Origin of the sequence: Planococcus beigongshangi, assembly GCF_016820495.1 — a bacterium.
In the GTDB taxonomy this organism is placed as follows: domain Bacteria; phylum Bacillota; class Bacilli; order Bacillales_A; family Planococcaceae; genus Planococcus; species Planococcus beigongshangi.
Genome location: NZ_JADHDU010000003.1, coordinates 313,824 through 339,442, shown reverse-complemented (window position 1 = coordinate 339,442; position 25,619 = coordinate 313,824). Strand labels below are relative to the sequence as shown.

Below are 25,619 nucleotides of genomic sequence, written 5' to 3'. Positions count from 1 at the left end.
AATCTTTATCTTTAAATAATTTACAAATTTATTATTACTAAATAATATGACATCTTAGTCTCTCCTAACGAAACATTTCTACTAGTCCTGTAGACAAAATTGGTATGAAAATAATTACTAAATATAACAGGATCATCGTCAAATAAAATGGTGCCATCGATTTTGTTAAACGCTCAATTGAGACTCCTGATATACCTGACGCAACAAATAAATTAACTCCAACAGGTGGTGTCATCATGCCAATTACTGCACCTATAATCAAAATGATTCCAAAATGAACTGGATCTACCCCCAATGGAATAACAACAGGTATAAAAATTGGTGTGAGAATAATAACTAGGGAAAGCGCTTCCATAAATGTCCCTAAAACTATCATTATTCCTGCAATTAATAATAATATAATATAAGGTGATTCAGTTATACTTAATAGAGCATCACTTAGTATTTGCGGAACTTGTTGAAGTGTAAATACACGACCAAGAGTAGTTGCTGTACTTAAAATAATCAGGACTGCACCCGTCATAATACCTGCGTCAATTAACACTTTCGGTATGTCTTTCCACTTCAATTCTTTGTACACAAATAGACCGATTATTAGACCATAAACCACTGCAATTACACCTGATTCTGTTGGAGTGAATACGCCACTATATATCCCCCCTAAAATAATAACTGGTGCCATTAAAGCCCACTTCGCTGCCCAAAATGTTCTTAAAACTTCCTTAACTGCTATTTGGTTTCCATCTCCAGGAATACCTGTCTTTTTGGCGATCAAGAATACAGTTAAACATATAAAAATAACCGTAACAATTCCTGGCACAATACCAGATAAGAACATATCTGAAACTGATACATCTGCTATAACAGCATATACAATCATGGTTATGGATGGCGGAATTATTACTCCTAATCCTCCTGCTGTAGCTGTAATTGAAGAAGCGAATCCTTTTGAATATCCATTTTTAACCATCATTGGTATCATGATTGTACCTATTGCCGCTACCGTAGCAGGACTGGATCCACTAATTGCTGCAAAGAACCCACAAGCTATTACGGTTACTATTCCAAATCCACCTGTTACATTACCTACGATACTCTTAGCAAAGTCAATCAATCTTTTTGATAAACCACCAGACTCCATTATCATACCTGTTAAAATGAAAAAAGGAACTGCCATAATGGCATAATTATTCAATGCAGTAAATGCCCCTTGTCCTAACAGTTCAGTGGGTATTCCACCAATTAGTAATCCGACAAACGTACCAATACCAATAGAGAAAGCAATTGGCACTCCCAAAATTAGTGAAACAGCTAAAGCTATAAGCATAATCCAAACGATTTCCATTAATCCACCTCCTAAATCAGGGTTTCGGCCGAGGAAGTATCCTCATCATTTTTCTGGTTTTTTATTTTTTGTATAATTTTTTGTATGATTCGGAAAGACATTAACGTAAAACAAATCGGTATAACTCCATATACATAACCCATTGTAAATCCTAGAACCGGAGATTGTTGCCCAGAGGCAAGTACAGTCATTGTTGAGATGAAACTCAATCTAACCATTAATAGAGTAAAAGCAAGCCAAATAACATCTGAAAGGATTTTGACCCATTTTTTCACTTTATAAGGTAGCATTTCTACGAACCCCTCTGTTCGTAAGTGTTTGCTTCTTTTCACAGCAACAATAGCTGAAAAATACACAAGGACAATAAATGTATATCTAGCTGTTTCTTCACCCCAATGTAATGAAAATTGAAATATGTAACGAAAGATAACTTGTAAAAAGACTACTATAATTAAGATTGCAAACAGAATAAACGTAACCGACTCTTCGAAGTGATCATCTAGCTTCTTCAACCATTTCAATTTTTTTCCCCCTTTTCAAATGATGAGAAAGATGAGTGTAAAACACTCATCTTTTTTCATTGTTGTTATTTTTGAGCATCTTCAACAGCTTGATAGAATTCATTAACAAAGTCTTTGCCAATTTCTTCTGAATACTTCTCAATTACTGGTTGAGCTAGCTCACGCATTCTATCAATTTCTGAATCATCTAATTCAGTAATGGTCATACCATACTCCTCTACTTCTTGTAACTGCGCTGCATTTTGTTCCCTCATTACTCTTTTCGCTTCTGTATTACCAGCTTTAATGGCTTTATCAACTAGCTGTTGCTCTTCTTCTGAAAGCTTGTTCCAAAAAATTTCACTAACCAAGAAGATAGATGGTCCATAATGATGGTTCGTAATTGTTAGGTAGTCTTGTACTTCGTAGAATTTGGCTGAATGAATATTCGCAATTGGATTTTGTTGTCCATCTACTACTCCTTGTTGCATAGCTGTAAATAGTTCACCCCAAGGCATCGGGGTCGGGTTCGCACCAAGGGCGCGCAATGTATCTACCTGAATCTCATTTTCAATTGTACGAATTGATAAGCCTTTCAAGTCTTCAAGAGTCTTAACCTCACGTGAACTATTTGTTAGAAGAAAGAAGCCTTGCTCCCAATAATCCATACCAAGAACACCTTGACCTTGTTCTTGTAATCGATCTAATATCTGCTGACCTGTTGGCCCGCCTAATACTTCATCTGCTACTTCCTCATTAGGAAATAGAAATGGAAAATTAAATATTTCAAAGTCAGTAACGAAATTAGATACGACTCCTACAGCAGGTATTGTCGCGTCTAAAGTCCCCATTTGAAGTCCTTCTATCATTTCTCGATCATCGCCAACAGTAGAATTAAGGAAGAACTTTACATCGAATCTATCCCCACCTTCTTCTTCTAGTACCTCTTTCAATTTAACCATCCCGTGATAATGTGGGTGTGATTCATTATTCCCCGTTCCGATACGAAATTCTATAGTTTCCGATGAGTTTGACTCTTGACTATTATTTGATGTCCCCCCAGAACCAGCACCCTCATTTGAACATCCAACTACAAAAAAAACAATTAAACTTGTAAGTAGCATTAATAGTTTTCTCATATACAAAAACCTCCGTTTTTTAATTTTTATTTAGTTATTTCTTACAATTGATAGATCTACTGTCCAAAAAATTAGTATGTCTAATTGTCAATTTCTACAATCATTTCTATTTCAATAGGAGTATTAAAAGGAAGCTCATTAGTACCTATAGCGGAGCGAGCATGCTTGCCTTTCTCTTGAAATACTTCTCCCAACAAATCAGAAGCACCGTTCATTACATAAGGTTGATCTACAAAACCGCTTGCACTATTGACAAACCCTAACAACTTCACAATTTTACTTACTCTCTCCAAATCCCCTAAATAATCATGAAGAACAGATAAACCATTTATAATAACCTGTCGAGCTGCTTCTTGACCTTGTTCAATTGTTAAATCTTTTCCAAGCTTCCCTTCAAAAATCAGTTCACCATTTTTTCTACAATCTAACCCAGATAAATAAAGTAGATTTCCAACTTGATTCACAGAAACATAACTGAACTTTGGGTTTGATGGCTTTGATAATTCTATTCCTAATTTATCTAGTCGCTTTTGAACTGCTGACATAAGAATCACCTCATATTTTTATTTTTAGCAGGGAACAATATTCCAATTCTTAAATGGTTTTAAATTGCAAACAGAAAATACTTAAAAGCTTATTTCAAATAATTGAGAATGCGCTTTATACGAAACTTTATCGCAAAATGTTTTCGTATTCAAAATAGTAAATTTAGTTTAAATATAATTTATTTTCAGTTAATTAAATCCATAAAAAATCATTTTATATTATCTAGAATTCATTTATCCAGAGTTCATTTTAAAAATTTTACATTATTTGAAAATATATACTTTTTACTTACAATTAGAAGTATATGTCTGAAGTAATTTTCAGCTATATTTAGAAATTAAAAATGGCTCTGTATTCAATTGGAGAGACGGAAGCAAAAGTAAATCATGTTAATAAAAACAGAAAGATTTCACATATAACGTTGTTAAAAACATTTTTTCAGATACCCTCTTTGATTGAAGCTTCGCAAGCGCTTACAGTTGATTGTTGGCTGAGCTCTAACCCGAAAATAAGCGCCTACTATTTGATTGTAAGAAATTTCAAGCTCTTTAATATCATGAAGAAAACCGTTGAAATGAAAGTGTGTTCGCATTCTTCTTTTGTTATCTATTGGTACTTTCAACTTGAAGAGGCAACCTTTTTTAAAATTATTTCCATTTTTAAAAAGACACTAGTGCTGAGTCAATTTTTCTCAAATCTTTATAAAAATCTTTATATGTGTTGATTTTCTTTTTTACCTTCTTCTAAATAGTTATACAGCGTATATTTTGAGATATCAAAAAAATTCGTTATCTTGTCTCCTGCTTTTTTTATCAAAAAGGCGCCCCTTTGATCTAAGTACAAAATGCCTTTGATTTTATCTTCTTTATTCATTAAAGCTACGGGTTTTCCAACTTTTTCTATTGTTTCTTGCAATAGAGCATCTAACAGTTCATTAACGTTTGTTGCAAAATCTTCTTTGACCTCTTGAGTCAAATTACTAGAAGTTAATGATTGGATTGTCTTCTCTGCCATTGATAAATTTGTAATATCAAAATTTATACACAGGGATCCTATAGTTTCATTTTTTTCATTATTTATATAAATGGAGGTTGATCGAAGTATTTTACCGGTTTTTGTTTGGGTTATATAGTTATATTTATCTCCTCCTTCAACAGTTCCCCTTAAAACTTCTAAACCTAAATTGGTTCCTGGGTCACCTACCTTTCTTCCCGTGACATGACCATTTTCAATTGCAACGATTGTGCTGTCATATTGTCTTGTCAAATCATGGAGGACAACTTCGCAATTCTCCCCAAATTGTGCAGCTATCCCCTTAACTACAGCCTTCAAAAATTTTCTTTCTTGTTTAACATTTTCCATGATCATACCTCACTTTCGAAAATAGAATAACACAATTTTCTGTAATTTACAAAAAGTTTTTAATTTCGAAAAAAAGTTTGTTTTTTCTAGTTAGTAGAAAAATAAGTCTGTGTTTACTTTAACAATGCAAAACTCTTAGTTAATTTTATATGTCTTTCACCGCTTTATTCATGAAAAAAGGATAATGGCAATTACGGATTTCTTCCTTCATTTTTTAAGTTTTAGACCAGCTTGCACTAACAATTAATTATCTGGTCTAATTTCCCCGTCCCCAATTATACCTATTTCCACCTAAAGCCTAGCTGACACGGATACATCTCATAAAGAATACCTACTTTCTTAGAAAAGAAATGTATACTAACATAATTAAATTGAGCAATATAAAACACCTCCGCAATGGCACTTACCACAAGTACTAAAAACGGAGGTGTTTTTGCATAGAAAGAAACGTATATTCAAGTGAAACAAAATTGGCCACCGTAAAAGACAAACTGAGCGGTCAAATGACAAATGAAGAGATTATGAAGAAACAGAAGATTAAAAATAAATTACATATCAAGACGTGGATAAAATAGTATCGAGGTAATAAAATTTACCGGTTCGACCACCAGTGCGGTAAGCAATATTCATATGAACATGGACGAGAATTCGCGAATGAAGAGTAGAAGAAAAAGCGACAACATGTACATTTTATTATAAGTGGCTCGCCGATGGTGCTACCAGAGGATTGGAGGTGGAAGAAGCGATTATCGCGCTGTGCAAGAAAAAAATATCGTTTTGGCCATCGGAAAAAGAAGGTATTGAAGGACAATTACAAGCTGATGCGACATCGCCACGCGATTCAAACCATCATGCAAAAGCATTACGCAATGCCGTCAAAATAAAGCAGAAAAGAGCCGACTTTTTACCGACGACCAAAGGTTTAATCGACCGCTCAGCGTATTTTTCGGCAATCATAATAGTCTGTATTTCAAGAGACATGTAATTTCATTCCATCTATTTGTATAAAAGTAACGGGTTTAACGGTTGCTGATTAATATGCAATGATTTTTTCGTTTAAACATGCTAAATAAGCATTTAGCGCGGGGTGAATAGTTTTTTATTTTCAACCATTCTTATTACTTTATGTTTTTGGTATTGTACTCAATCGCGAATAATTGGTTACAGAATTTGATTCTCTTGTAAGTTAGTGCCGATTGGTTGTTGCTTGACGAGAGACTATTTAAGGTTTTACCGCCTCATCGAATTTCTCACACACCTGACCACCCAGTAGTTTACATTGATTCTACATTCTCTATTGATTCATTACCGACGTATCCGTCGACATTGAGATACTCTTGCATCCACTCAAGACACCCTTGGGAATTTCACTCACTCGGCTCGCTCAGTAATTGAAAGGACAACCGGTTTTCTCACATTACTTCGCTCGTGCTAGAGAGCTATTGTACAACTTGGATTATGCCAGTGGTAGTACTTGTATAAATGATTTAAGCTGCAGGATGTTCTCGTAATTATCCAGAATGAGAGTGTCTAGCACTCCCACAGAAGCCCATTACGTTTCAATTAATTTTCTTGGCGATAAAGCGGAAGTCCGTTCACAAATTTTTGCGACATGATGAAAGCCGTTGCAGAAAGTTAAGTCATTCCTTTTAAGATAACTAAATTTGGGATCATCGCTTTATTGAAGGGGTTTATGAATTCACCTTTTCACAATGCAGACAAGCTGTAAATGAGCTGAAGTTGTTCAATCACTTTGCTAATGTTCGCAATTTCATTCATGGCAGTAAATTTCTTTTTTTTCTTATATAAAAAAGTCTTCGCATGAATTCAATCCTAAAAAAATATCTCATAAAAATCTATTATCAAAATGGACTCACTTTTTGACATTTACTTTTATATCGAGAACATTAGCTTTACTTATTATTTTCATATAATAATAAACTTTGGCCTAGGCTGAAAATTATTTTTAAAAAATTTTAAGTAGGGAATCACAATAATAAATATGCTGTTAGAATCCCTATTCCACCAAAAACGAGAGCATAAGGCAAATTTTGTAATGTTATTTTATATGGACTTTGCTCCATATTCACTGAAGTTAGGGTCACAACGAGTCCATAAGTGCCAACAGTCACTGTTGAAATAGAACTTGTTACTAAAACTATCGCCAAACTAATTGGATTCATAAAAGTGATTAGTGTTGAAATGACGCCGCTTAAAACACCGATTGTTGCCACTGGGTGGACACCAAACATGCTAAGGAAGATAAATAGTAGCTGAATGGTAATCATGATAAAGAGAGGCTTATCAGCCATTGCTATGATTGGATTTTGAATCATCCCCAAAAAGGAGGAGCCATTTATAGTATTAGCGAAAAATGCAAGTGAAATGAACAAAACGATAAAGTTTTGCATGGTATTTGTTTTGACCTTCCAAGTATTCCAACCAATTACTAAAAAACTTCGAGTCCTCTTCAGCAAAAAAGACCATAAGAAAGAAAAAGGAAAAATTAATATTGTGACGGTAAAAATAAATTCAAAATTGAATAGATTGCCAAGGAGAATAACGAGTGACAAAAAAATAGCAAGCGCACAAATTAAATAAGCTGATTTTTTCACTAATATTCTCGTGTTTATCGGCCGCTCTACAGCTAGCTTATGATTATATATATAGTTTTTATAATGCAGCCTTCCCCAAAAAGAATCCATGATAAAAGTTACCGCGGAAATAAGCAGAAGCCAAGGTAGTAAAGAAATGTAATTTACTCCTGTAACAAAAATCGAAGTTGCAAGTAAAATTTCCAGAGGGCTCCAAACTAACGCCAACGAGTACCCTCTTAAGGTTGCACTATTGACAAATTCGTTTCTTACCTCACCTTTGAATGTCTTTAAATTCTCTTTTAACACATCTTGTGTTATAGAAACGGCCGATAAATTCAGAAAAGAAGCTAAAAGCAAAGTAATAATTGAACTCCGGGAATAAAGTTGTCCAAGATCGTTCACATTTACTTCCATCACTTGCTTTAAGTTTTTGTCGAATCTGCCACTTCTGACTACACTATTCATCCACGGCAGCATTACTAGCAATGTCAGTAAAGACATATTCGATATCAGCATAGGCGGCAGTTGCTTCAATGGCTGTCCTGCAGAAGAAAACAATAACATACCTGCCACGATGAATGCTCCACTAAGAATTTTAAAAAGGCAAGAAGCCTTGCCATATGAAACGATCAACATAACAATCGCCAAAACACCTAATGTGTAATTAAGATTTTCACTCTCCAGAAAGACATTTATAATATGGAGTAAAAAAACGAAAGAATAAAAAAAATATAAGTTTTTAGAAAAAATATAGTTTGCCATTTAAACTCCTGAGCTACTTTAATATTTCTGAAAAATTACAAATAATTTCCGTAATCATTTTATTTAGTATCCTTCCTTTATGAAATCTAAATATTTATCGTCATTACAATTTTTTCAGAATTTAAAACGAAAAAAACTTATTGGAAGAGAGAAAAATTGAAACAGTTTACAATGACTTGACTGATTTGCCGAATCGCCTGCTTTCAAAGCAACTATACTGAACTCATGTACAACAAACCGCTTAATTTTAAGCTTAACTTTTTTTGGTCAGCTCAGAGCAGGGCATTAAATCCCTATGCCTGTTTTTTCATTTATTTCATTATACTTTTAGCTTTAAATTTTAAATCTATAGCAAATTACCTTACCTTATAAAGCGTTTGATTACATATCATTCACAATCACATGCACAGCTTCAACAGGACCATGCACCCCAATAACAATGTTCATTTCAATATCAGCACTATTGCTCGGACCTGAGATGAAATTGATGCAGGTGGCGAGATTGTTTCCTTCCTCAACCGACTTGTGAATAGCTTGAGCAACCTGTGTCATGCGTGGAACGATAGTGGACTTGGGAATAATGGATACATAAGCCATCGGCAGCAAACTGATGGAACGTGCAATATCCTTGTCATTGAATTGGACGACTGTCCCTGACTCTGCCAGAGCAGCATCACTGAAGAACATCCCGATATTGGCTTTTTTCGTTACAGCAATATTTTCTTCTCCTAGAACAGGATTCCATACATGAGCTTTGGTCTGTTTTAACAGCTCATCTAGACCATATTCAGTGAATCGTTGATCATTGGAGGCCACCAGCTGTCCCCCGCCATATTTCTCGATTACTTTTTCTAATGCTGAAGCCAGGTTCTTTGCATCAGTCTCTACAACATATGTCGACTTCTCCAGACTATTGTTCTTGAAAGCTGCAGCTAATTCATCCGAAGAAGCTCCTTTAAGGACCTCAAATTGCGGCCGGTGCTCCCATTTAGGAAGAATCACTGATTCGTTTCGATCACGTCCCAGCTTAGATGAAATTTTATTTATGAACGCATCTTTATTATGGATTGTGCCTACAGCCATTTACTGGTTCCTCCCCTTTTTATGGTCATCGAACCATTTTCTGAAATTGCCCTTCCCGGGCGCCGGAAATTCCCGGACTGAAGTCCACAGCTTCATCGGTCCTGGTCCTGACGAGATGCTGTCATCTTTCACTAAAGGACCGAGAACTGCAGGCATACCTTTTACCGCAAGCTTAAACAGTGCAGGAGAACTTGCCCCGATTCCAAATGTCTTCATTGCCATTTTTTCAGCAGTCATCCCCTTTTTTTCAACATAGTTTTCACGATGTTTTATGAGATGTTCATGAAGCGGAATTTTGACCGGACAGGCTTCTGTACAGGCTGCGCAAAGGCTGGATGCATATGGGAGCTCCCCGTATTCTTCATAACCACCAAGAATAGGTGACAATACCGCGCCAATCGGTCCCTGGTAAATGGAGCCATATGCATGGCCGCCGATATGCCGGTAAACCGGACAAACATTTACACAAGCCGCGCAGCGGATACAATGGAGCGCCGACTGGAATTCGGTTCCCAATGCATTGGAACGTCCGGCATCCAAGATAACCAGGTGAAATTCGTTTGGAGCGTCTATGCTGTCCTCCTCCAATTGTGGAGTCAGATTGGTCACATACGTTGTTATTTTCTGTCCAACGGCGCTTCTGCTCAGCAGATTGATCATGACATCAAGTTCTTCCCATGTCGGTACAAGACGCTCCATCCCCATAACAGTTATTTGGGTTTTCGGGAATGTCGTCACCATATTTGCATTTCCTTCATTCGTTACGAGAGAAATCGTGCCGGATTCTGCCACAGCAAAATTACAGCCTGTGACACCGATATCCGCCTCGAGAAAAGTTTCCCGAAGCTGGCTCCGTGCAAATGCAGTCAGTTCGCAAGGTTCCGAGGTTCCGGTATAATTTGCCTTATCGCGGAATGTATCGCGGATTTTCTCTTTATTTTTATGCAGCGATGGAACGACAATGTGTGAAGGTCTGTCATGATCATCTATCTGCAGGATATATTCAGCCAGATCTGTTTCATATACGTCACAGCCGATTTCTTCCAGCGCCTGGTTCAAACCGATTTCTTCCGTCACCATCGATTTTGCTTTCGTAATTTTTTTTGCATTCTTTTTTTTGGCAACGTCCTGGATATAACGCGTGGCATCTTCGGCAGTTTCAGCGAAATAGACATGGCCACCTTGTCTGGCAAAGTTTTCGCTTAATTGATTTAAGTAATAGTCTAGGTTTTCCAGCGTATGCCGGCGGATTTCCTCTCCGGCGCTGCGCCACTCTTCCCAGTCACCAATCTGCTCATCCTCTACGGTTGCCTTCAATTTTCTGCCGCGTAATCCATCCTGTGCTTCAGCCATCGCGTTTCGCATAAAATTATCTTCAAGCGCATCGTCCACCCGGTCAAAAAAAGGTTTATCGCCTATCTTCATCGCCATCTTTATATCCTCCCTTCCACTCGCGTATTTAGAATCTGTGCAATATGTTTTACCTCAATCGGCTTTCCTTTCCGATCGATCCGGCCTTTAATATTCATCATGCAGCCATTATCTGCTGCAATCAGGACATTGGCTGCCGTATCTTCAATATGCCGGACTTTCTCATCCACCATCTGTTCAGAAATAGGTGCCATCTTTACAGCGAATGTGCCGCCAAATCCGCAGCAGTCATAGCTGTTCTCAAGTGGTATCAATTCGAGGCCTTTAACATTCTTCAATAATTTAAATGGTGCTTCTTTTTCATTCAGCAGCCGCGTCATATGGCAGGAAGTATGATAAGTGGCTCTTGCAGGGTATTCAGCCCCCACATCTTCAATTTTTAGAACATTTACGATGAACTGAGTAAATTCATAAGTTTTATCGGCGACTGCCTGCGCGCGTCCTTTCCAAGCCGGTTCATCTTTTAAAAGCTCCGAATATTCTTTGAACATCGCTGCACACGAACCAGACGGTGTAACGATATGTTCGGAGTTTTCCAGACTTGAAATCATCTGTTTTGCTGCTTTTTGTGCATCTTTCCTGTAACCGCTGTTGTATGCCGGCTGACCGCAACATACTTGTCCTCTCGGAAAGTCAACTTCACAGCCTAGCCGTTCCAAAACTTCGACAACATCTTTCGCAACATTTTGGTAGAACATTTCTGAAAGGCATGTGACAAATAAAGATACTTTCATATCATCCACTCTTTCTTTTTGAATTTCTTACTAAGTTTTTTCGAAAACCACTTTCCGATTACCGGGATTGAAGGCCATTTTATATTCCACTACCAGGCGTATCGGTCATCCGAAGTGAGAAAAGCACGTCCAATACTCCTGCAGCAAGATTCAAGCGACAACTGACTCAAAGCTTTTCTTGAACGGCTTCTTCATGGTGAAGGGCTCCCCCCACGGAAGAATCTTTTTATCTCAATGGATTGAATTATGTTATAGAAAAAGCCCGCCTAATTTATAGGTGGGCTTTATAATTAAGAAGTGATGAACGCGGTTATTTACCAAAACGAATGAGTGTTTTGTTGGATCCGAAATCGCCTTTTTCAAAGTGTGATATTACATCGTTGAAATCGATGATCGATGAAATGTATTCTTCATCTATTTCTCCATCATTCATACATTGAATGACGTATTGAAAATCTTCAATTGTGGCATTTCGGCTTCCCATCAAGGTCAATTCTTTTGAATGAAAATCCGGGTCAAAGAAACTGATATTTTCTTTTACTAAACCGACATATATCAGTTTTCCTCCGTGTTCCACATAATCAAAAGCTTGCATCATGGATTTTTGATTGCCTGTAGCATCAAAAACAATTGATGGTAAATTGCCTTCATTAAGTGCTTCCAACAGTTGACCTGTATCCTTAGAAGCTAAAATTGTTGAATCACATTCAGTCCATTTCTTGGCGAATTCTAATCTGCTTTCACTTATATCCATTATACTAGTATGGGCACCTTGAAGTTTTGCAAACTTGGCAACACCCAGCCCGATAGGACCTGCTCCAATAATTAATACACATTCACCAGTTTGAATTTCCGACCTTCTGACTGCATGTGCACCAATACTTAATGGTTCAACTATAGAGGCCATCTCTAAAGATAATTGGTTAACCGGAAACACATTTAAAGATGGAACAATTATTGACTCAGCCATGCCCCCTTCAATATGTACACCTAACACTTGCATTTTTTTGCAACAGTTAGTCTTTCCATTCTGACAGGCGCTGCATTCATCACAATTAATATAAGGCAGAATTGCTACTAAATCTCCTTTTTGGAGATTCGATACTTCGCTGCCTACTTCCTCAATAACACCTGACAATTCATGCCCTAATACACGGGGGTAGGTAAAAAAAGGTTGGTTTCCTCCAAAAGCATGAATATCTGTCCCGCAGATCCCTACTCGCTTAATTGATACTTTCACCTCTGATTGTTTCGAAATTACAGGGGACTCAGTATCTACTACAGACAATATTTTAGGTTCAGTGCAAACAATAGTTTTCATGATTCCCCTACCTTCAAGAAAGATTTCAACGCTTTATTCATTCCATTTTCTTGTATCAAATTTACATAACCAAGGACTTTTGATATTAAAGATGGCAGCTCATCTTCATATCCGAGCCAATCTTTAAAAATTTGCTGCTCCATAAATTCTTGCAATATCAATTCATTTCTATAATCACCTGCATACAACTCCGAGAAAGCCTCCAAGACTTCATTCTCATCTTTTCTGTTTTCCGTATTTTGATAATAAACAATAAGTGCTCCTAGTGAAAACAACAAACAATCTCTATGTCCAGTATTAGCAGCAATAATCGGCATAACTCTTACGTGATATTTAGAGAAATTATTAAGGCTAATATCGGTTAAATAATGATGTAAAAAAGGATTAGAGAAACGTTCCATTATGTCATCTATATAAGATATAGATTTTTCTTTAACTGATGCAGGCAGCACAGTGACTATCTCATCCTTCATAACCTGCTTTATAAAAGCGCCTAATAAGGGGTCTTCAACTGCTTGCTTGACAGTTTCTAAACCAAGCTGTAAACCTATAGTAGTCAAAATAGTATGAGGCGCATTTAATAATTTAACTTTCATATCTCGATAATTTTTTATAGCGTCAAAGCGTACATTCAAACCCGCTTGTTGGAATGGAAGTTTTACAGGCAAGTCTTTGTCACCTTCGATTACAAATAAGTGATATGGCTCAGCCATCGTCAACAATTTGTCAGAATAGCCAAGCCGATTAAACCATTGGTTGTCGTCTTGGGGATATCCAGGAACGATACGGTCTACTAGTGTATTGCAGAAGCAGCAATTTGTATTCAGCCATTCTCTAAAGTCATTTCCCAAATCCCAATCGGTTATAATTTGATTACAAATTTCTTTTAAAACTTCTCCATTATCTTCAACAAGCTCGCAAGGTATTATAGTCCACCCTTTCTCAGCCGCGCTATTAAAGAACACAAATCGATGATGAAGTAAAGCTACAACCTTTCCTGGAAAAGTGATTGGTGAACGGTTTTGATGGTACTCTTCTTTTTTATATTTCAGACCTGCTTCTGTTGTATTGGAAAATAGGAATTCGATATTTTCTGAAGTTGCAATTCCTAACATCTTCTCCCATTCCTCGTAAGGGTTGATTGCACGAGAAATGGAGTCGATAATATCGATGTGTTCAACTGTCTCTCCATTCTCGATCCCTCTTCGGATTAAAGTATATAATCCATCTTGCTGGTTCAGCTTAGGTCCTGTTCTGCCTTTGGGAGTTGATTGGAGGGTAACTATCTTTCCTTGGAAGTCCGTTTTCTGGTTCAATACATAAACCATCCAATCGATAAATCCTCGTATAAAGTTGCCTTCCCCTATCTGTAAGATACGTTCTGGAATATGGGCTTCTTTTTCTATCTGAAAAAAGTTTTTTAATTGTTGTGAGTTCAACTGTTTTAATGCGCCCATCCCGTATCCTCCTTAAATTTTCGAGAGTGATAATATATTTAAATTAGTAATGAGTGATTAAACACTAAACTCATAATTCAATAAAATTTCTTTCTCACTTAAATTAAAATAGCAGATTTGGTAATAACATTGAAATGCCAGGCACAAATGCAATAAGTAATGCTGCAATGATTAGCAAAATCAAAAATGGAATACTATTTTTAATAAAGTCTTCTATTTTTGTCCCTGTTATAGCACAAACTGTGAACATTATCGTGCCAAGTGGCGGAGTCATCGTTCCTATACTCAAACAAATGATAAAGAAAATACCAAAATGAACTGGATCAATACCATATGAAAACAGCATCGGTATAAATAGTGGCGTCAATATTATAATTGCTACATTTCCCTCTACAAACATTCCTATTAGCAACAGGAATAGAAGCACGATTATGAAGAACATCCATGGGGCACTTATAAAGCCAGTCATGAATTCCGTCATTTTTTGCGGCACTTGTTCTAGCGTAAGTATCCATGCAAATGCTGATCCAGCAGCAATAATTATAAGAATTGATGCAGAAGTATGTACAGTTTCAATTAAAGCTTTGAGTAGTTGCTTTAAACTCATTTCTCTATAAACAACAAGACCAAGAATTAAAGCGTATAATACAGCAATCGCTCCGGCTTCTGTAGCACTGAACATTCCAAGTCGAATACCGCCTATTATGATTAGAGGCAAAAGAAGGGCTAAAATCGCATCTTTCAAAGCGAAGAAAAATTCTCCTGCTGTGATCCGTTTCTTATTTTCTACCTCAATATTATTCTTTTTTGCATAGTAGTAAACATAACCCATTAACATTAGACATAATGCAAGCCCCGGAAGTACTCCCGCTAGGAACAATTGGCCGATGGAAACATTTCCGATATAGCCGTACATTATTAAAGCAATTCCAGGTGGAATAATCGGAGTAATTAATGAAGAAGCGGCTGTTAGAGCTGTCGCAAATCCTTTATCGTAGCCTTTCTTTACCATTTCAGGCACCAGTATTTTGGACTGCATCGCTGCGTCCGCTATATTTGATCCCGATAGTCCGCCCATCATTGTACTAAGTACCACGTTAACTTGTGCGAGCCCTCCAGGTAGAGGACGGGTAATTATTTCTGCAAATCTCAGCATTCTCATAGTAATTCCTGTGTAATTCATTAGAATACCGGCCGTAATGAAGAAAATAATCGCCAATAAAGGTATCGATTCTATACCTCCAACCATTCGTTGAATTAATATTGTAGTAGAAAAACTATCCTGAAATAGAAAGTATGTAGTTGTACTGATAACTAAAGCAAAAGCTATTGGAACGTTTAAAAGAAACAACAATAATAAAACTGAAAGAACTATAACCATTTCCATTTAGACACTCTCCCTTGGAGAAGACTCTTCTTGTTGTTTTTTCTTTAATAATTGTCTTGTAAAGTGATACGCCGTCAATAGACCACCTAGTGGAACAGCCAAATCAATCCATTGATAACTGATTCCAAGTACTGGCGTTAGTTTACTCGATGCCTGTATCATCAAATCGTATCCCAGGAATATAAACATATAAATCAACACAAAATAGATTGAAACAGCGCGAATGATTATAGCTACAATTTTTAAAGTTCTAGGCATTTTTTCGACAAAGTAATCGACTCCTATATGCCCTCCCCGTTTCATAGCAGAACTTATTCCAATAAAGACAAGCCAAACAAATAAACCAATACTAACTTCCTCTGCCCATGCAAAAGGTTGGTTTAAAATGAAGCGGCAGAAAACATTGACGATTGTAATTATCAGTATCCCAATTAAGGCTATTGTGGCTATGACATCATCAATTCGATTGACCCATTTAAGTATCATGTGGAACCTCCTATTCGGAGTATGGTTGAAACATCCGAATCATTTCTAATTTAGTGTTATCTCAGGATCATTAGATGGTCTATATTTAAATCAATGTAATGAAACTTCTTGATATTACTTAATTTTAACTCTTGATTTTCCTATAAATAATATTTCTACTTTACTCTGCTACAAAATTGTTAGTTAGAATTCCTAACTTTTCAATTTCAACCGTAACTTGATCTCCCGGTTGCAAGTATACTTGCTCTGCCTCTGACAGTCCCAATACCACTCCTTCTGGAGTTCCAGTCAAGATGACGTCTCCTGGGTAAAGGGTCATATGCTGTGATATATAACTTACAATTTCATCACAATGAAATATCATGTCCGAAGTATTTGAATTCTGTCGCAATTCACCGTTTACTTTTGTAGTTAATTTTAAATTATTTGGATTGCCTACTTCGTCTGCAGTAACTAGATAAGGCCCTATCGGACTGAAATCATCACAAGATTTACCCAGTAGCCACTGTGGTGTTCTTAGTTGTAAATCTCTTGCTGAAAGGTCATTTGCAGTAAAGTAGCCAAACACATTTTCCAATGCTGTTTCTTTTGAAATGTATTTCGTTGGTTTTCCGATAACAATTCCTAGTTCTACTTCGTAGTCCAGCTTGTCTGTTACTTTAGGTATAGATATATCACGTAAATGGCCCGTTAAGGTGTTGTTAAATTTGTTAAATAAAATTGGTGTTTCGGGATAAGGTGCATTCGTTTCATCAGCATGCTTGCGATAATTAAGTCCCACACAAATGATTTTATTCGGATGCGTAACGCATGGTCCCCACTCCAATTTTTCTTCTTCCAATACATAGGAATTCTTGGAGTCGCGATCCAAAGTTTTAATATAATTTTCTAATCGATTTAACGACTCTTCTCCACCTTCGATAACATCCATTATGTTTAGAGGTATGTGTGCATTAGGGTGAATACTTAAGGCTGCAGCCATATCAATAATACCTTCTTTAACTTTCACACCTAGTACTTGATTTTTTTCTTTAATAAATGTAACTAGCTTCAAACTGAGCGACCTCCATTATAAAGTGAATTTTAAATGTAATTTCTCTATCTCTCGTATAAGCGACCCAGGTTACATCGTCTCTGCTAATCTCCAAATACTAAACTCCTGATTCTTATGTTTCTCAGAAGATGTAACTTCTCCATTGGCAACGCTTATAACTTTTTCATAAATCTCTTTTCCAATATCCTCAATAGATAAATATGAATCGATTATTTTCCCTGCATTAATATCAATATGCTCAGGCATATTTTGATAAAGCTTTGAATTTGTTCCAATTTTTATTACTGGAGCAATTGGTGAACCTGTTGGCGAACCTTTTCCTGTTGAGAATAATACTATTTGGGAGCCTCCAGCAACCAGCCCCGCTACAGATTCCACATCATAACCTGGAGTGTCCATAAATATAAAACCTTTTTCAGTTGGTCTTTGTGCGTAGTCAATAACTTCCATTAAAGTAGAGTTTCCTCCCTTTTTGATACACCCTAATGATTTTTCCTCTAATGTGGTTAACCCTCCGACTTTATTCCCTGGCGATGGATTTGCAGACCTAATATTTTCTCCCGCTGCCCAAGCACGTTCTTCATACCTTTTCACAATATCTAAAAATTTTTGACCTACAGCTTCGTTTACAGCCCGTCTTGCTAAGATGTGTTCAGTGCCTACTGCCTCTGTAGTCTCAGCTAGTATACTGGTCCCACCATCTTTAACAATAGAATCTGAAAAGGCTCCAATAGCCGGGTTTGCTGTAATCCCTGACCAGGCATCTGATCCACCACATTCTAATCCGATAATCAACTCAGATACGTCGGCCATTTCAGTCGGTTCATTTTCACTTCTTTCTTTAGCGTTTTCCAGCCATAATTTCCCTTCTCTTAGAGCTTCGGAGATGGATTGAGTTTTATTAAAATTGATTGAATGTACATGTCTTCCTTTATTTTTAAGGACTTTTACAATCTCTTCGGCAGTGTCATCTTGACCCATCCCTAAAATTAAAGCTCCACTTACATTGGCGTGCCCTGCAGTTCCTAACAAAGCATTCATAGTTTGTTCTATATCTTCAAGAGATTGTGATTGTCCAGCTTGATGTACAATGGGTATCACGCCCGGAACCATTTGAGCAACTTTTTTTGTAAGACTAGCTACTTCTCCTACTGTGTTGATTACAATAACGTGGTTTCTAACACCGATGCTGCCATCAGATCTTCGATATCCTTTAAAAAATTTCATTTTTCCACTCCCCCTTTGAGAGTTACTGCCGTTTTGTCTTCCTTATTCAATCCGCGAACGTTTGAAACATGCACATGATGACCGACAGGTATAGTTTCTGTAGCGATACCCATACATTCTCCGTATTTGATAACTTTTTCATCCTTAAGAATAGGATGTACAGCTATTTTGTGCCCATAGGGTATGCTTTTAAAAACTTTTACTAACCCTTCTTTTCCTTGAATAGAAATGGATTCTCCCGCTTTCAGATTTTCCAATGCAACAGCAACATTATCCATACTATTTAGCATGAGAGCCCCAATTTTTTGTTCCATCACAATCACTTCCTATCCCTTGTTAGTATGTAGTTCCTAAATGTGGAATGGAGAATTCACCGAGCTCTAATTCCTCCAGCTTTGTTTTCTTACCAGAACACACTTCTTGTAATAGGGCTATTATTTCTTCTTTATAATCATTATTTCCATTATTTTTAATAGTGTAATCTACAAGTTCATCGAACGAATTGGGATCAGTTTCTGGTGTTATTGTTATGCATGGCAAAGCAACAGAACCTGTCAATACTCCTCTGCTGCTCACAATTATTACTGCACTGCATCCGGCTGCTGCCATTTTAGATAAAGACTCCACTAAATTACTCGAGTTCCGCATTAAGTGAAGACCGTTTTTATTAGGTATTTCTCCAAAATCCAATACACTGCTTATTGGTTTTTTTCCTGCCATTTTTGCTTCAAGTTTAGCCGAATGTAGCTGCTCATCTGTGAACTCTGAAAAGGTTTTGGACCCTAGTTGGGCATCAGACCAACGCAGACGTTCCAGCCCCTTACTTGCATCAATAAGTTTCTTTTTTTCGTCTGCATCAGAAATTCGTTCAGCTAACATGTCGCCAGCCGGCTCTAGAGTCTTGGACATACCAAAAATTACATTAACTTGACTATCAACGAGTTCATCGACAACTTGTCCTATAACGGATGTTGTAGTAGCCAAAGAATGGTCATCATGTTCAACTGCCAAAACACCGATGGTCAGCGATGAAAGCGGAATTTTTTCTCTTTTTTGTTTTGCTGCCGCTTCTACCCATTCCTTAGTAATAGAGACACCTTTGTTTATTGTATTTTCTCCACCGAAAAGTTGTTGAATTCCAATTCCCGTAATTGGTTTTGTCTTTGGTATACTTTTTAGCATTCCGCTAACCTGATTTGTTTCACACCCTAGACCCACTATCAAGGCTGAATGTATGTTAGGATTCGTAGTTACTCCAACAAGCATGTTCTTGGTTAGCTTCAAGTCATCGCCAAGTTGCGCACATCCATTTGCATGGACAAATGGAACTGTTCCATCTACTTTCTCAGAAATTTCGCGTACTACAGCACTGGAACATATAACAGAAGAAACGATACCTACATAGTTTCTTGTTCCTGCACTTCCATCATTTCTTCGAAAACCATTAAAAAAATATTTCATATCAGACACTCCTTAAAGTTTTCTTCTATAATTCTTGGGCGAAGTGACAATTAGATAAAATTTTTTATATTAGTTTAAAATAACTTATTTTCCATTAACCACTCCGCCATCAATATAAAAAGGCGAGCCCATCACAAATTTTGATTCATCGGAGGCTAAATATAATGCCGCATAGGCCACATCTGTGGGTCTTCCGAGTTCTTCACTTAACTGACGTTTTTTAATAGATGCAATGGTTGCTTCAGGATCATCTGAATCAGCTACATATTTTTCCACGAATGGGGTATAAATTGTTCCAGGCATTAACGCATTTATACGTATATCATATTTTGCATAATCCACTTGCATAGACTTGGTAAGTGATAATATTGCTCCTTTAGTTGCAGCGTACGAAGCTCGATTAGCTAAACCAATTTCAGCGATACACGAAGACATATTAATTATCGATCCAGCCTTCTGTGCAATCATGTGAGGAATTACGAACTTTGAAACCAAAAAAACGCCATTTACATTCACATTAAAAACATTATTCCAAGCTTCTGCTTCAATTTCATGAATTTGACCTATTCCGCTAATCCCAGCATTGTTAAATAAGATATCGATACGCGAGTATTTGTTTAATACTTCTTCCACCAACTTTTTGACATCTGATACTTGAGTTACATCAGCTTCAATGAAAATAGCTTTTCCATTTTTCGAAATAATTTCATTCACTGTACTCTTTCCAGCTTCTTCATTTAAATCATTAACAATAATTGTTGCGCCTTCTTTTGCAAATAGAAAAGCAGTTTCTCTACCAATTCCAGAGCCAGCACCAGTTATGATGGCGATTTTATCTTTTAATCTCATCATATCCTCCTAATTTCCGAGAATTATTTTTATTAAAATAATCGATTTATGATAATTATCTATTCAAGTTCCTACCTATGTATTAAAATCAGATGACAGATATGCCTATAGTTAAAATTACAACTGTCATAGACACATCTGCTATCTTATTCAAACAAGAGATATTCAGAATCTCATTACCTTATTATTGTTCTTTCAATAATTCTTGAATTCTATCGTATAATCCTGATGTCCATTCCGGGAATTCCTCATACACGCTTAAAACGTTTGCTTTGAAAGGTTCTGTATCCACTTCATGGAATTCTACACCCGCTTCTTCAAAATCCGCTTTCACTGATGCAACTTGCTCGTCTAAAACTGTTTCACCAAATTCATTTGCTTCCGCTCCTGTTTCTGAAAGAAGCGTCAATAGATCTTCGGGCAGTGTGTCGAGAAATTCTGTTCCCCCAACCCATGGCGTGATGAATTTTTGGTGCCCAGTTAGTGAAACATGCTTGGAAACTTCTTGTGTTTTAACTCCTTGTAAAACTGGCAATGGATTTTCTGCTCCATCTATAAGGCCTTGTTGAAGAGATGTATACAAGTCTCCTAGTGGTGTAGGAGTAGCAGATGCCCCCATAGCTTCAAATGTTTTTATTGACATTTGATTATTTGGCACACGAATTTTCATTCCCTTTAAATCTTCTGGCGTTAATACTTTTTCATTCGTCATTAAATGGCGTTCTCCGTAGATAGTGTCAGGTACTACTACTTCAATTTTTGCTTCCCGTAAATCTTCTCTAATTTCTTCGAACCATTCAGTTTTAGTCAAGTAAACTAATTCATCAATGTCATCTACTAAGTAAGGTCCTGTTAAAATGCCAACATCCGGTACATAATCCATCAAGAAATCATAACCACCTAAAACGATAACATTACTACCCATGATTGCTTGTTCAACAACGTCTTTTTCAGATCCTAATTGGGAACTTGGGTAAAGTTTTAATTCAATTCGCCCTTCACTCTTTTCTTCAACTAATTCTTTCCATTTAGTAGCCATCTGACCAATTGGTTCATCAGGTTGGTTTCCATAAGCGACATTAATAGAATACTTTTCTCCTGATTTCCCATCTTCTTCAGCTTTCACTTCAGGCTCTGCTCCTTCAGAACAAGCTGCCAGAATCAGTAAAACAAAAGATGTAAGTAGCAACATTAATAATTTTTTCGATTTTCCCATTTGAATACCCCTTTTCTTTTTAAAAATCTTTGTACCTATAAATTCTTGTCGAATGCATTTTCAAACTTTTTAAATTATATACATTCCCACCCCAAAGCAGTTAGACAATAAGTCAAAATTTGACGGATACACTCAACATTCCTTCTTCAATAAAAAATATTCAATCTCCTTAGCAATCACCTCCCTAAATTATAATTTTATATGTACTAGAAGTAACACTAGTAGTCGTCCCATTTAGTCATCCCATTATTGATAGATTTTGAGACAAGGTGAGTATTTCTTTTATACAAAGGTCTTTTTTCTGAGACCAACACTCGTTATCCATTGTTATACTTACAGCGGCGATAATTGCACTTCGCTCATTCAAGATGGGAGAAGCTATGCATGTAAAGCCCTTGACCGCCTCCTGAGATTCGATTAAATAACCTGATTTCTTGAGTGCATCAAGTTGTCTAAATAAATCATTTAGATTATCCACTGTATAATCCGTAAATTTCTCAAACTCACAATCTCCATATTTGCCCTTAAGTTCGTCTTTTGTAAATGCCGATAACATTACTTTTCCCATTGCAGTAGCGTGAGCGGGAAACCTCATTCCAGGTTCTGTAGCTACCCGGACCCTGGAAGTCCCATTTTTTTTTGCAAGATAGATTATCTCTCTCTCATCTAAGATTGATAGTTGAATCGTTTCCCCAACTATTCTCACAGTTTTTTCTGCTTCTCGATTAAACATAGTCGTTAAGTCGAATTGATGAATATATTTGGAACCTATAAATCCTAACTTCGCTCCCAGTGAATATGTTTGATCGTTGGCTTTCGCTACCCACCCAATTCGTTCTAAGGTATTCAATAAAGAGAAAAGAGTACTCTTATTCAAGTTACTTCTTTCAGCTATTTCCATTAATCTAAGGCCTTTAGATTCTTCAGAGATAATAGTTAAGATATTATCAGCTTTAGCAATAGCAGGAACCCAATATTTTTCAGTCATTTTTTACCTCACTATTTGGTTTTGTATAAAAAACCTAGTTTTAGAAAGCGTTTACAAAAAATAATATAGCACGAAAATAACAATTGGGCAAATAGTTTTTTGACTATTTGTTCTAATTTTAATTTTACAAATAGATATGATTGAAATTTCAATTGGTTCTTGACGTATCAATAAGCTCTTGAATAAAAGAGGACCCCAAATGGGGCCCTCTTTTATTGTTTTCAATTTCCTTTTATAAAGACGGTTTTGATAGCAGTATAAAATTCTTTCGCCGCTTCGCCTTGCTCGCGGGAACCTGAACTTGATCCTTTCATGCCTCCGAAAGGAGCCTGCAGTTCAACACCGGCGCTTTCAGCGTTGATGCGGACTAGCCCAACTTCAATTTCGTCAATGAATTCAAGAATCGAATTGATGTTTGAAGTAAAAATGGATGCAGAAAGACCGTATTTCGTATTATTGGCTAGTTCAAGTGCTTCAGAAAGGTCTGCAGCTTTGATCAGGCCGATGAAAGGACCAAAAATCTCTTCTTGAGAGATTGCCATATCGGCAGTCACTTCATCAAAAATTGCCGGTTTGACAAAGAATCCGTTGTCATAGCCTTCTCCTGTCAGCACTTCGCCGCCATGGATCAGTTTTGCACCTTCCTGCTTGCCTTTCTCAACGTATTCATTGAATGTGTTGAATTGGCCTTCGCTTGCAGATGGTCCCATCCAAACCTCTTTCTCGAGGCTGTTGCCGACTGTGATTTTCTCAGTGGCTTCCACAAGTTTTTGTTTGAACTCTTCATATACGGTTGCTTCGACGATTACGCGGCTCGTAGCCGTACATTTTTGGCCGGATGATTTGAATGCGCCATTAATGACAGCTTCCACTGCCTGTTCAAGATTGGCATCTTTTGTAACGATAGCCGGGTTTTTGCCGCCCATTTCCAGCTGGAATTTAATGCCGCGGGCTGCAGCTGATTTTGCTACATTCTGTCCCACTTGCTCAGAGCCGGTGAATGTAATCGCGTTTAATTTCGGGTGGTCGATCAGCCCTTGGCCGACTACTGAGCCGGAACCCGTCACGAAATTAAAGACACCTTCTGGGAATCCTGCTTTAGCGAAGCATTCTGCAACTTTAGCAGCCGTTACAGCAGCTTCACTTGCCGGTTTAAAGACAATCGTATTTCCATAAACAAGCGCAGGCGCAATTTTCCAAATCGGAATCGCTACCGGGAAGTTCCACGGCGTAATAACACCTACTACACCCAGTGGCGTGCGTTTTGTAAACATCAGCGCTTCGCTGTCGGAAGACGGGATGACATCGCCTTCTTTGCGCATGCCTTCAGCAGCGTAGTAGCGAAGAATTGCTATGCCGCGTGCCGTTTCGCCTTTGGCTTCCGGAAGGGTTTTCCCCATTTCCGCCGTCATAGACTGTGCAATATCTTCAAGATTTTCTTCCAGGATACTGGCGGTTTTGAACAGCAGCTGGCCGCGTGCCGCCTGGCCTGCCTTGCGCCACACTTTCCGGGCATTATATGCCGCTTCTACAGCATTGTTCAAGTCTTCCACCGATGAACTTTGAACATATCCCATCGCTTCTTTTGTCGCCGGGTTGATGCTTGTAATTGTTTTTCCTGATGCAGTTTTTACCCATTCATTGTTAATGAAGTTGCTGTATGCATCTGCTTGAGTTGTTGTAGTCATATAGTTGTTAACCCCTTTTCATCATCATTTTGGAATTCCTGCGTGCGGTTAAGCCTTGCCATCACCCTTATTTGACTTGATCCACTTTCCTGCTCTGCAATACAGGGTTATTCAAAATGCCAATACCCGGAATTTCGATTTCGATTCGGTCATTTTCCTGCAAAGTAAAGTCGTTCGGCGGCACAACGCAAGAGCCTGTGAGCAATACAGTGCCATCGAAGATTTCATTATCCAAAACCAGATAATGCACCAGTTCCTCTAATTTGCGCTTCAGTTGATTTACTTGTGCATCTCCTTCAAAAACTAATTCCTCGTTGCGGTAAATACGGCAAATGATTTGGAATGCATAAGGATCGGCAACCGTTTCTGCCAATAAAACCGACGGACCGATTGAACAGGAGTTTTTCCAGACTTTGGCCTGCGGTAGGTACAATGGATTTTCTCCTTCAATATCACGGCAACTCATGTCATTTCCAGCTGTATACCCCAGCACTGTGCCTTCTTTGTCGACCACTAAACCTAGTTCGGGTTCAGGGATTTGCCAGGTAGAGTCGGAGCGCAAGTAAACGGGATCATTCGGCCCGACTGTTCTTGCTGCTGTGGATTTAAAGAATATTTCCGGACGGACTGCGTCATATACTTTGTCATAGAAAGTTTCCGCGTCCAATTTCCCTTGAGTTGCTTCGTAATTGCGAGCTTCCTTGCTTTTTTTATAGGTAACCCCTGCTGCCCACACTTCAGGAGCATCAATTGGTGTCGTCAAAGTCAGCTCGTCAAATGGAATTTTCTGTCCTTTAGCGACAATTTGCCCTACCATTTCAAATGGCGTTCTGTTAAATTGGCGTGCTTCAGCGACCAAAGTCATGAAATCCGAGTACGGCAAATCAATTACTTCATTTTCACTTGTGACCGCGGCAAGTTGCTTTTCTACACCTTTCATATAACGGATAATCCTCATAGTTAAATGCCTCCTAAATAGATAATTG

Annotated in this window: 23 protein-coding genes; 1 reads left to right on the top strand and 22 read right to left on the bottom strand. The window is 37.5% G+C overall.

The genetic code is table 11. The features are described from left to right. Window positions 1-64: 64 nt before the first annotated feature. The 5 genes from IQ294_RS08900 to IQ294_RS08880 form a co-directional block, all read right to left on the bottom strand. Entirely contained in the window at window positions 65-1,345 is a 1,281-nt protein-coding gene (locus IQ294_RS08900; protein WP_203333681.1) for a TRAP transporter large permease, read from the bottom strand. 11 nt (window positions 1,346-1,356) lie between these two features. Continuing rightward, a complete protein-coding gene (locus IQ294_RS08895; RefSeq protein WP_203333680.1) occupies window positions 1,357-1,866 on the bottom strand; it encodes a TRAP transporter small permease in 510 nt (169 codons plus the stop codon). A gap of 65 nt (window positions 1,867-1,931) precedes the next feature. Further along, window positions 1,932-2,984, bottom strand: coding sequence for a DctP family TRAP transporter solute-binding subunit (locus IQ294_RS08890; protein WP_203333679.1), 1,053 nt, complete (start codon window positions 2,982-2,984; stop codon window positions 1,932-1,934). Between the two features lie 80 nt (window positions 2,985-3,064). Further along, window positions 3,065-3,529, bottom strand: coding sequence for a RidA family protein (locus IQ294_RS08885; protein ID WP_203333678.1), 465 nt, complete (start codon window positions 3,527-3,529; stop codon window positions 3,065-3,067). A gap of 712 nt (window positions 3,530-4,241) precedes the next feature. Beyond that, window positions 4,242-4,892 (bottom strand): helix-turn-helix transcriptional regulator, encoded by a 651-nt coding sequence (locus IQ294_RS08880; protein WP_203333677.1) that lies wholly within the window; start codon window positions 4,890-4,892, stop codon window positions 4,242-4,244. 733 nt (window positions 4,893-5,625) lie between these two features. Here IQ294_RS08880 and IQ294_RS08875 point away from each other — a divergent pair. Then, window positions 5,626-5,877 carry a hypothetical protein gene (locus tag IQ294_RS08875; RefSeq protein WP_203333676.1) on the top strand — a complete coding sequence of 84 codons (252 nt, stop codon included), beginning with the start codon at window positions 5,626-5,628 and terminating at the stop codon, window positions 5,875-5,877. Between the two features lie 1,003 nt (window positions 5,878-6,880). On the opposite strand, the gene IQ294_RS08870 is transcribed toward IQ294_RS08875, so the two are convergent. From IQ294_RS08870 to IQ294_RS08790, 17 genes are all read right to left on the bottom strand, one after another. Beyond that, window positions 6,881-8,251, bottom strand: coding sequence for a hypothetical protein (locus IQ294_RS08870; RefSeq protein ID WP_203333675.1), 1,371 nt, complete (start codon window positions 8,249-8,251; stop codon window positions 6,881-6,883). A 381-nt stretch (window positions 8,252-8,632) separates the two neighbouring features. After that, entirely contained in the window at window positions 8,633-9,334 is a 702-nt protein-coding gene (locus IQ294_RS08865; RefSeq protein WP_203333674.1) for a LutC/YkgG family protein, read from the bottom strand. Next, entirely contained in the window at window positions 9,335-10,765 is a 1,431-nt protein-coding gene (locus IQ294_RS08860; protein ID WP_203333673.1) for a LutB/LldF family L-lactate oxidation iron-sulfur protein, read from the bottom strand. It lies immediately after the preceding gene. Window positions 10,766-10,767: 2 nt separating this feature from the next. Then, window positions 10,768-11,499 (bottom strand): (Fe-S)-binding protein, encoded by a 732-nt coding sequence (locus tag IQ294_RS08855; protein WP_203333672.1) that lies wholly within the window; start codon window positions 11,497-11,499, stop codon window positions 10,768-10,770. A gap of 310 nt (window positions 11,500-11,809) precedes the next feature. Then, window positions 11,810-12,820 (bottom strand): zinc-binding alcohol dehydrogenase family protein, encoded by a 1,011-nt coding sequence (locus IQ294_RS08850; protein ID WP_203333671.1) that lies wholly within the window; start codon window positions 12,818-12,820, stop codon window positions 11,810-11,812. Next, window positions 12,817-14,277, bottom strand: a complete 1,461-nt coding sequence (locus IQ294_RS08845; RefSeq protein WP_203333670.1) for a tagaturonate reductase — start codon at window positions 14,275-14,277, stop codon at window positions 12,817-12,819. Before IQ294_RS08845 ends, IQ294_RS08850 begins: the two co-directional genes overlap by 4 nt. A gap of 103 nt (window positions 14,278-14,380) precedes the next feature. Further along, on the bottom strand, window positions 14,381-15,664 hold the full coding sequence (locus tag IQ294_RS08840) for a TRAP transporter large permease (RefSeq protein ID WP_203333669.1): 1,284 nt from the start codon (window positions 15,662-15,664) through the stop codon (window positions 14,381-14,383). Further along, complete coding sequence (locus IQ294_RS08835; protein WP_203333668.1) at window positions 15,665-16,150, bottom strand: TRAP transporter small permease; 486 nt, start codon at window positions 16,148-16,150, stop codon at window positions 15,665-15,667. A gap of 160 nt (window positions 16,151-16,310) precedes the next feature. Continuing rightward, window positions 16,311-17,204 carry a fumarylacetoacetate hydrolase family protein gene (locus tag IQ294_RS08830; RefSeq protein ID WP_203333667.1) on the bottom strand — a complete coding sequence of 298 codons (894 nt, stop codon included), beginning with the start codon at window positions 17,202-17,204 and terminating at the stop codon, window positions 16,311-16,313. A 69-nt stretch (window positions 17,205-17,273) separates the two neighbouring features. Continuing rightward, window positions 17,274-18,431, bottom strand: a complete 1,158-nt coding sequence (locus IQ294_RS08825) for a UxaA family hydrolase (protein ID WP_203333666.1) — start codon at window positions 18,429-18,431, stop codon at window positions 17,274-17,276. Next, on the bottom strand, window positions 18,428-18,745 hold the full coding sequence (locus IQ294_RS08820) for a UxaA family hydrolase (RefSeq protein ID WP_203333665.1): 318 nt from the start codon (window positions 18,743-18,745) through the stop codon (window positions 18,428-18,430). The genes IQ294_RS08825 and IQ294_RS08820 overlap by 4 nt, the downstream gene beginning before the upstream one ends. A 22-nt stretch (window positions 18,746-18,767) precedes the next feature. Continuing rightward, window positions 18,768-19,892, bottom strand: a complete 1,125-nt coding sequence (locus tag IQ294_RS08815; RefSeq protein ID WP_203333664.1) for a UxaA family hydrolase — start codon at window positions 19,890-19,892, stop codon at window positions 18,768-18,770. Window positions 19,893-19,976: 84 nt separating this feature from the next. Continuing rightward, window positions 19,977-20,741, bottom strand: coding sequence for an SDR family NAD(P)-dependent oxidoreductase (locus tag IQ294_RS08810; RefSeq protein WP_203333663.1), 765 nt, complete (start codon window positions 20,739-20,741; stop codon window positions 19,977-19,979). A 184-nt stretch (window positions 20,742-20,925) separates the two neighbouring features. Next, window positions 20,926-21,957, bottom strand: a complete 1,032-nt coding sequence (locus IQ294_RS08805) for a C4-dicarboxylate TRAP transporter substrate-binding protein (protein WP_203333662.1) — start codon at window positions 21,955-21,957, stop codon at window positions 20,926-20,928. Window positions 21,958-22,195: 238 nt separating this feature from the next. Further along, window positions 22,196-22,945: an IclR family transcriptional regulator gene (locus tag IQ294_RS08800; RefSeq protein WP_203333661.1), complete on the bottom strand. Its 750-nt coding sequence runs from the start codon at window positions 22,943-22,945 to the stop codon at window positions 22,196-22,198. Window positions 22,946-23,166: 221 nt separating this feature from the next. Then, window positions 23,167-24,633 carry an alpha-ketoglutaric semialdehyde dehydrogenase GucD gene (gucD, locus tag IQ294_RS08795; RefSeq protein WP_203333660.1) on the bottom strand — a complete coding sequence of 489 codons (1,467 nt, stop codon included), beginning with the start codon at window positions 24,631-24,633 and terminating at the stop codon, window positions 23,167-23,169. A 67-nt stretch (window positions 24,634-24,700) separates the two neighbouring features. After that, on the bottom strand, window positions 24,701-25,591 hold the full coding sequence (locus IQ294_RS08790) for a fumarylacetoacetate hydrolase family protein (protein ID WP_203333659.1): 891 nt from the start codon (window positions 25,589-25,591) through the stop codon (window positions 24,701-24,703). Window positions 25,592-25,619 lie beyond the last annotated feature (28 nt).